Genomic DNA, 6,289 nt, shown 5'->3' with positions numbered 1-6,289 from the left:
TGTTGCGCGCGGTCAAGGCGACACTGGATCCGGCGGGAATCCTCAATCCCGGCAAGCTGATTCCGTGATGCAGCAGTCGCGCCGGCGCGAGATCGGCAAGGTGACCGCGCTGACCAATCCCCTTTCGGGGCACGGCACCGCCGTGCAAGCGGCGCAGGCCGCCATCACCAGGCTGCACGCTCGCGGTGTCGAAGTCGTCGAGATCATCGGCGACGACGCCCAAGACGCCCGTCATCTCGCGGCCGCGGCCATCGAACGCGGTACCGACGCGCTGGTGGCCACCGGCGGCGACGGCGTCATCTCCAACGCGCTACAAGTGTTGGCGGGCACCGACATTCCGCTGGGCATCATCCCGGCCGGCACCGGTAACGATCATGCTCGCGAATTCGGTATTCCCACAAAGGATCCCGAGGCCGCCGCGGACATCGTCGCGGACGGCTGGACCCAAACCATCGACCTGGGCCGCATCCGGGACACCAAAGGTGTCGACAAATGGTTCGGCACCGTGGCGGCCACCGGATTCGACTCCCTGGTGACCGACCGCGCCAACCGGATGAGCTGGCCGCATGGGCGGCTGCGCTACTACGTCGCGATGCTCGCCGAGCTTTCGCAACTGCGGATGTTGCCGTTCCGTCTGGTGCTCGACGGCACCAAGGAGATCGACGCCGATATCACGCTGGCGGCATTCGGAAATACCCGAAGCTACGGCGGCGGGCTGCTGATCTGTCCGAACGCCGATTACACCGATGGCCTGCTCGACATCACCATGGCCCACACTGCATCCCGGACGAAACTGGTCCGCCTCTTCCCCACTGTGATCAAAGGCACCCACGTCGAGCTTGACGAGGTGACCACGGCGCGCGCCAAAACAATCCACGTCGAATGCCCCGGCATCAACGTCTACGCCGACGGCGACTTCGCCTGCCCACTACCCGCCGAACTCTCCGCAGTACCTGGCGCACTGCAGATTCTGCGCCCTAGCCGTCCATAAATTCGAACGCCGCTCTACCGGCCGCTCACGATCTGGCTGTGGACATCATCGAGGTAACCGTCGTAGGCGGCGATGATATCGTCGAGGTCCAGTTGCTTGGGTAGGTCATCAGGGCGTTGCCGCGCGGTCAGATAGGCCATGGTAGCGGCGACGACGCGGGTTTCGTCGGCGTCTGGTCCGGCGATGCGGGCGACGACTTCTGGGGTGGCGCGCATCCGGATGGTGACGAGCTCCTCGTCCTGGGCGACACGCACGAGGTAATCGTGATCACCGAGTGCTTCGATTTCGGGGGTTTCGATATTTGTCATTGTCGTCTCCTACTTCCCGAATGTGTGGCGCGTGCTCTGCTTAACGACGAACCCGCAGCGTGACGTGTCCACACCTGTACCAACCTATTTTAGCGGTCTATAGTCATTTAAAATAGACCTGGAGGTTGCTCGTGGCGGATGTGAGTGCGAGGCCCGCCATCACAGAGCTGATCGCGGTGCGGCCGTTCCCACCGCCACGTGGCCTCAAGGGCACGTTCGTCTATCGAGTGGTGACCACCACCGACCCCAAGCTGCTGGGCATGATGTACACCGTCACCTCGATCGGGTTCTTCATGGTCGGCGGGTTGATGGCCCTGTTGATGCGAAGCGAGCTTGCCGCACCGGGTTTGCAGTTCTTGTCCAACGAGCAGTACAACCAGCTGTTCACCATGCACGGCACAATCATGCTGCTGCTGTACGCGACCCCGATCGTGTTCGGCTTCGCCAATTGCGTTCTGCCGCTTCAGATCGGCGCACCGGATGTGGCGTTCCCCCGACTCAACGCGCTCAGTTACTGGCTCTACCTGTTCGGGGCGCTGATTACGGTGTCCGGTTTCCTCACCCCCGGGGGTGCAGCGGACTTCGGCTGGACGGCCTACACGCCACTCAGTAACGCCATACATTCGCCCGGCGCGGGCGCCGACCTATGGATCATGGGCTTGGCGATCGCCGGGCTCGGCACCATTCTCGGTGCGGTCAACATGATTACCACGGTGGTTTGCATGCGGGCTCCCGGCATGACGATGTTCCGGATGCCGATCTTCACGTGGAACATCCTCGTCACCAGCATCATGATCCTGATCGCGTTCCCGCTGCTGACCGCCGCGCTACTCGGGCTGGCGGTGGACCGTCACCTGGGCGGACATATCTACGACCCGGCCAACGGCGGAGTCATCCTGTGGCAGCACCTATTTTGGTTCTTCGGCCATCCCGAGGTGTACATCATCGCGATCCCGTTCTTCGGCATCGTCACCGAAATCATCCCGGTGTTTTCCCGCAAACCGGTCTTCGGCTACACCACGATGGTCTACGCGACGATGTCCATCGCCGCGCTGTCCACCGCGGTGTGGGCGCACCATATGTTCGCCACCGGCGCGGTCCTGCTGCCGTTCTTCAGCTTCATGTCGTATCTGATCGCCATCCCGACCGGACTCAAGTTCTTCAACTGGATCGGCACAATGTGGAAGGGCCAGTTGACCTTTGAAACACCGATGCTGTTCTCAGTCGGCTTCATGGTCACCTTCCTGATGGGCGGCCTATCGGGTGTCTTGCTGGCCAGCCCGCCACTCGACTTCCACGTCACCGACACCTACTTCCTCGTTGCCCACTTCCACTACGTGCTGTTCGGCACCATCGTGTTCGCCACCTATGCCGGCGTCTACTTCTGGTTCCCGAAGATGACGGGGCGGCTGCTCGACGAGCGGCTGGGCAAGCTGCACTTCTGGTTGACGTTCATCGGCTTTCACACCACCTTCTTGGTGCAGCACTGGCTGGGCGACCAGGGCATGCCACGCCGTTACGCCGACTACCTGCCCACCGACGGCTTCCAGGGCCTCAACATCGTCTCGACGATCGGGGCGTTCATCCTTGGCGCGTCGCTGATTCCGTTCGTGTGGAACATATTCAAGAGCTACCGCTACGGTGAAGTCGTTGTCGTCGACGATCCCTGGGGCCATGGCAACTCCCTGGAATGGGCCACCACCTGCCCGCCGCCGCGGCACAACTTCACCGAACTTCCCCGCATCCGCTCCGCGCGACCGGCTTTCGAGCTGCACTACCCGCACATGACGGCTCGGATGCGCGCCGAGGCCCATGTCGGCCGCCGCGCAGAGGCGACCCCCAGAGAAACGATGGTGGGCGAGGCTGAAATCGGGCAGGCCTGAGCTCATTGCCACTGTTGCAGCCGGGAGCCCTTCACCGACCAGCCTGCCGGCATACCCAGCCGTCCGGGGTGCGGCCGGTCTCGATGAACCGGGTCAGTTCCGCGCTCACCTGTGCCGGTATGTCGGTATCCGCATGTGGATAGAGGATGGGTTCCTCTTTGGAGTTGTGCTGCTCGAGTTGGCCCAGCAGCTGACGACAGGTGGCCCGCAGCTGTTCGCTGTCCGCTCTGTCAACGACCAGATCGGTCAGGGCGCCCATGGTGCGCCACAGTTCGCCGTGCTCGCGCAACATCACAAAGATCGGCATGACCATGCCGGCCTCGCGGATCGGAGGGAACAGGAACGTCTCCTCGAGGTAGATGTGTCGGCGCAGCGCTTCCAACACCGCGCTCAACGGTTCTGGCTGCACGCAGCCACCGTCGAGCTTCTCGATGAAAGTCTCTATTCCACTGTCTATTTCGTGGTGCTCACGCTCCAGAAGGATAGATAGAACCCCGTCGGTCATGGTGTTCTCTCCTTCGTCAGTCGCGGCGCTTGCGATGATCGGTCTAGTCGAGCTTGGCATCGACGCTGATCTTCGCCCCAGCGAACAATCGCGACACTGGACACAACGCGGCGGCCTCATCCACCACGGCGGCGAAGGCGTCGGCATCCAGCTCAGCCACCTTTGCGCTGACCTTCAGCCGGGACGTGGTGATCGTCGGGACACCATCGACAGCCTCCAGGGTCACGGTCGACTGCACATCCAGCAGCTGGGGTGGCGTGTGGTTCTCGCCCAACTTCAATGCCAGCGCCATCGCGAAACACGACGAATGCGCTGCGGCCGCCAGCTCTTCCGGACTGGTCTTGCCGCCTGGCTGCTCGGTTCGGGAGGCCCAGGTCACCAGCTGGCCGTCCAGCGCTCCGCTACTGCCCTCCGACAGCTTGCCTTCGCCAGACGCCAGGGAACCCGCCCAGGTGGTCCGCGTGGTCCGATCAGCGATACTCATACCTCACCAACTCCCTTACTGCCTCTGCGCTCCCGGAGCCGACGTGGACATGTGTCGTCCGAGAGCATGAATAATTTCTACAAACGCGAGTTGTATAAACACTAGCCCAGAGCTTACGGACTGGCCAGGCTCGGTCAGTCATTGCCCGAGAGTGTGCTGGCGGCCAGGAGATGGGCGAGGACCGCAGCTTCGCTGATATCAACGGCTTTGGAGGCAGTCAACAGCGTCAGCGTCTGCTTCTCCGTCAAGTCGTGCAAATGCGCCAGTGCGCCTGCGCGGACGGACTCGGTCAACTCGTCGCGGTAGCGGCGGACAAACTCGTCGAACAACTTCGGGTCGTGGCCGTACCACTTGCGCAGTTCGGTGGACGGCGCGATCTGCTTGCACCACTCATCCAGATGGGCCCTGGCTTTGCTTATGCCCCGGGGCCAAATCCGGTCCACCAGAACCCTTGTGCCGTCCCCGGGTGTCACCGGGTCATAGATCCGGCGCACCTGGACGTGTCGTTGTCGGGTCATTACACCTCACCCCGCCACCAGGCTGGCCACACACACTCCCGGCTCGACGAACGGCTCGAGGTGAGCCCGCATCGCCCGGCGTGCGGACTTCCGCAAACCTTCATCGGCTGCCGCCTTATCGAGCAGGCCCTGCAGCAAACCCAGATGCATCCCGCAAACCACCTCGGTGCGCGACCGTGCTAGATCCCTCACCGGGCAGGCGTGCATCCGAATGGACCTCTCTCGCCGAGGCGCCGGCCCACTGTCAACTGGCGACGGTGTTGGTTCTGCAACGGTGACGAGCTCGGGGGCGAACCCCATCCTCTTGAAAGCTGCGGTGGTGTTCACCGCCGCTCGATCGAGCACGTCGCCGACCTCAGATTCCGACGTCTCCTGGGGAACCGCTATCCGGGCGGCCCATTTCTGCCCGGCGTGCTGCGCACGGCGACCACGCGTTTCCTCGGTCTGACCCAGCTCCATCGCGAGGACCTCGGCCAGCGTCCGATAGTCCACGCGCTCCTCGACCACTCGATAGCCGGTGCGTGGCCGACCGCGCCCGGGTCGATTCATTCTGGTCCGCACGATCGCCTCGTCGTCACATAGCGCGTCCAGATGAAACCGCACGGTCGTGATGTGCAATCCCATCTGCGAGGCGAGCTCGACGGCATCGACGCCACCGTCGTGCTCGCGCACCAGCGCAAGCACCCGTTCACGTTGTTGGTTGCGAGGCAAGCGATTTCGTCGCAGCTGCCGCGCCCGCGTGTCTGTCTTCTCGCCCACCTCGCTACCTTCCATCGCGCGTATTTAGCGGATATACTTCCTCTATATTAACAGTTGCTCGATAGGGAGAGGTAGGCATGAGGTTCGCCGATATCTGCCAAACTCCACGCCTCATCGGGGAAGAACACGCGGCGACGATCTGGCGCCGAAAGCTGCTCATTTCCACAGGGTTCCAATCGACGGTCAACATCGCGCTGTCGCTGCGGTTGGGCCAGATCGACCGCATGATCTACGACGAGAGCGGTTGGGCACCAACAGTGCCGGGTATCCCGGTTACCGGCAACGCCGTGATCCCTGACGTCAAGCGAGCAGTCGACCCACACGCTGTCGATGATCGGCAACCAATCGGAAAGGTGGTTCTGCTGATGGCTCCCGCCAACACCAACCCGACCCGCGGCTCTGGCGCCGCGATGGCCAATGCGGACAACACTTCGACCGCCGACGAACTGGTCGGCATCGGTGCGCACGAGGCCGAGAATGGGCGCAGCGGAGTGATAGCGCAGCACCGCTGGGAGAACGAAGGCGGTGCGTTGCACTCCGGGCGCGCCTACTTGCTCAGTCGACAGGCGTGACCATTCATCGATTACACAAGCCGTCGACGCCGCACATTCCAGCTGACCAATAACGTCTCACGCTAGATCGTCTGGTGGCGCCCGAAGAATTCGTGGTCTTCGTTGTAACCGCCGTAACCGCTACCCAACTCGGAGTAGTGCGCGACGAACTCGATTCCCTTGAGCCACTTCACATGCCGGAAGCCATGCTGCAATTCATTGCGCAGCCGCAGCGGCGCCCCGTGGCCGTAGCTCACCGGCTCGCCGTTCATGTCGTAGGCCAGCATGGT

10 protein-coding genes are annotated in these 6,289 nt (G+C 62.8%); 4 read left to right on the top strand and 6 right to left on the bottom strand.

From position 1 onward, the window contains the following. Nucleotides 1–68, top strand: a 68-nt coding sequence (locus ACZY0B_RS26565) for an FAD-linked oxidase C-terminal domain-containing protein (protein WP_463767222.1), incomplete at its 5' end; no start/stop codon positions are given. Further along, nucleotides 68–991: a diacylglycerol kinase gene (locus ACZY0B_RS26560; protein WP_463767221.1), complete on the top strand. Its 924-nt coding sequence runs from the start codon at nucleotides 68–70 to the stop codon at nucleotides 989–991. The genes ACZY0B_RS26565 and ACZY0B_RS26560, both read left to right, overlap by 1 nt. 14 nt (nucleotides 992–1,005) lie before the next feature. On the opposite strand, the gene ACZY0B_RS26555 is transcribed toward ACZY0B_RS26560, so the two are convergent. Then, a complete protein-coding gene (locus tag ACZY0B_RS26555; RefSeq protein ID WP_463767219.1) occupies nucleotides 1,006–1,299 on the bottom strand; it encodes a hypothetical protein in 294 nt (97 codons plus the stop codon). 140 nt (nucleotides 1,300–1,439) lie between these two features. On the opposite strand from ACZY0B_RS26555, the gene ctaD reads away from it, so the two are divergent. Beyond that, nucleotides 1,440–3,182: an aa3-type cytochrome oxidase subunit I gene (gene ctaD / locus ACZY0B_RS26550; RefSeq protein WP_463767220.1), complete on the top strand. Its 1,743-nt coding sequence runs from the start codon at nucleotides 1,440–1,442 to the stop codon at nucleotides 3,180–3,182. Between the two features lie 31 nt (nucleotides 3,183–3,213). Here ctaD and ACZY0B_RS26545 read toward each other — a convergent pair whose 3' ends face one another. From ACZY0B_RS26545 to ACZY0B_RS26530, 4 genes are all read right to left on the bottom strand, one after another. Then, nucleotides 3,214–3,687 carry a hemerythrin domain-containing protein gene (locus ACZY0B_RS26545; RefSeq protein WP_463767218.1) on the bottom strand — a complete coding sequence of 158 codons (474 nt, stop codon included), beginning with the start codon at nucleotides 3,685–3,687 and terminating at the stop codon, nucleotides 3,214–3,216. Nucleotides 3,688–3,730: 43 nt separating this feature from the next. Then, complete coding sequence (locus ACZY0B_RS26540; protein WP_463767217.1) at nucleotides 3,731–4,171, bottom strand: OsmC family peroxiredoxin; 441 nt, start codon at nucleotides 4,169–4,171, stop codon at nucleotides 3,731–3,733. Nucleotides 4,172–4,305: 134 nt separating this feature from the next. Then, a complete protein-coding gene (locus ACZY0B_RS26535; protein WP_463767216.1) occupies nucleotides 4,306–4,689 on the bottom strand; it encodes a DUF488 domain-containing protein in 384 nt (127 codons plus the stop codon). Between the two features lie 6 nt (nucleotides 4,690–4,695). Then, nucleotides 4,696–5,448 (bottom strand): helix-turn-helix transcriptional regulator, encoded by a 753-nt coding sequence (locus tag ACZY0B_RS26530; RefSeq protein WP_463767215.1) that lies wholly within the window; start codon nucleotides 5,446–5,448, stop codon nucleotides 4,696–4,698. Between the two features lie 77 nt (nucleotides 5,449–5,525). Between ACZY0B_RS26530 and ACZY0B_RS26525 the strand changes: the two genes are divergently transcribed. Continuing rightward, nucleotides 5,526–6,020, top strand: coding sequence for a hypothetical protein (locus ACZY0B_RS26525; protein WP_463767214.1), 495 nt, complete (start codon nucleotides 5,526–5,528; stop codon nucleotides 6,018–6,020). A 62-nt stretch (nucleotides 6,021–6,082) separates the two neighbouring features. Here the strand turns inward: ACZY0B_RS26525 and ACZY0B_RS26520 are convergent. Further along, the coding region (locus tag ACZY0B_RS26520; RefSeq protein ID WP_463767213.1) for a molybdopterin-dependent oxidoreductase at nucleotides 6,083–6,289 on the bottom strand (207 nt) is incomplete at its 5' end.

The organism is Mycobacterium sp. IDUB_19 (genome assembly GCF_055419445.1).
This window is presented reverse-complemented; position numbering and strand designations above follow the sequence as displayed.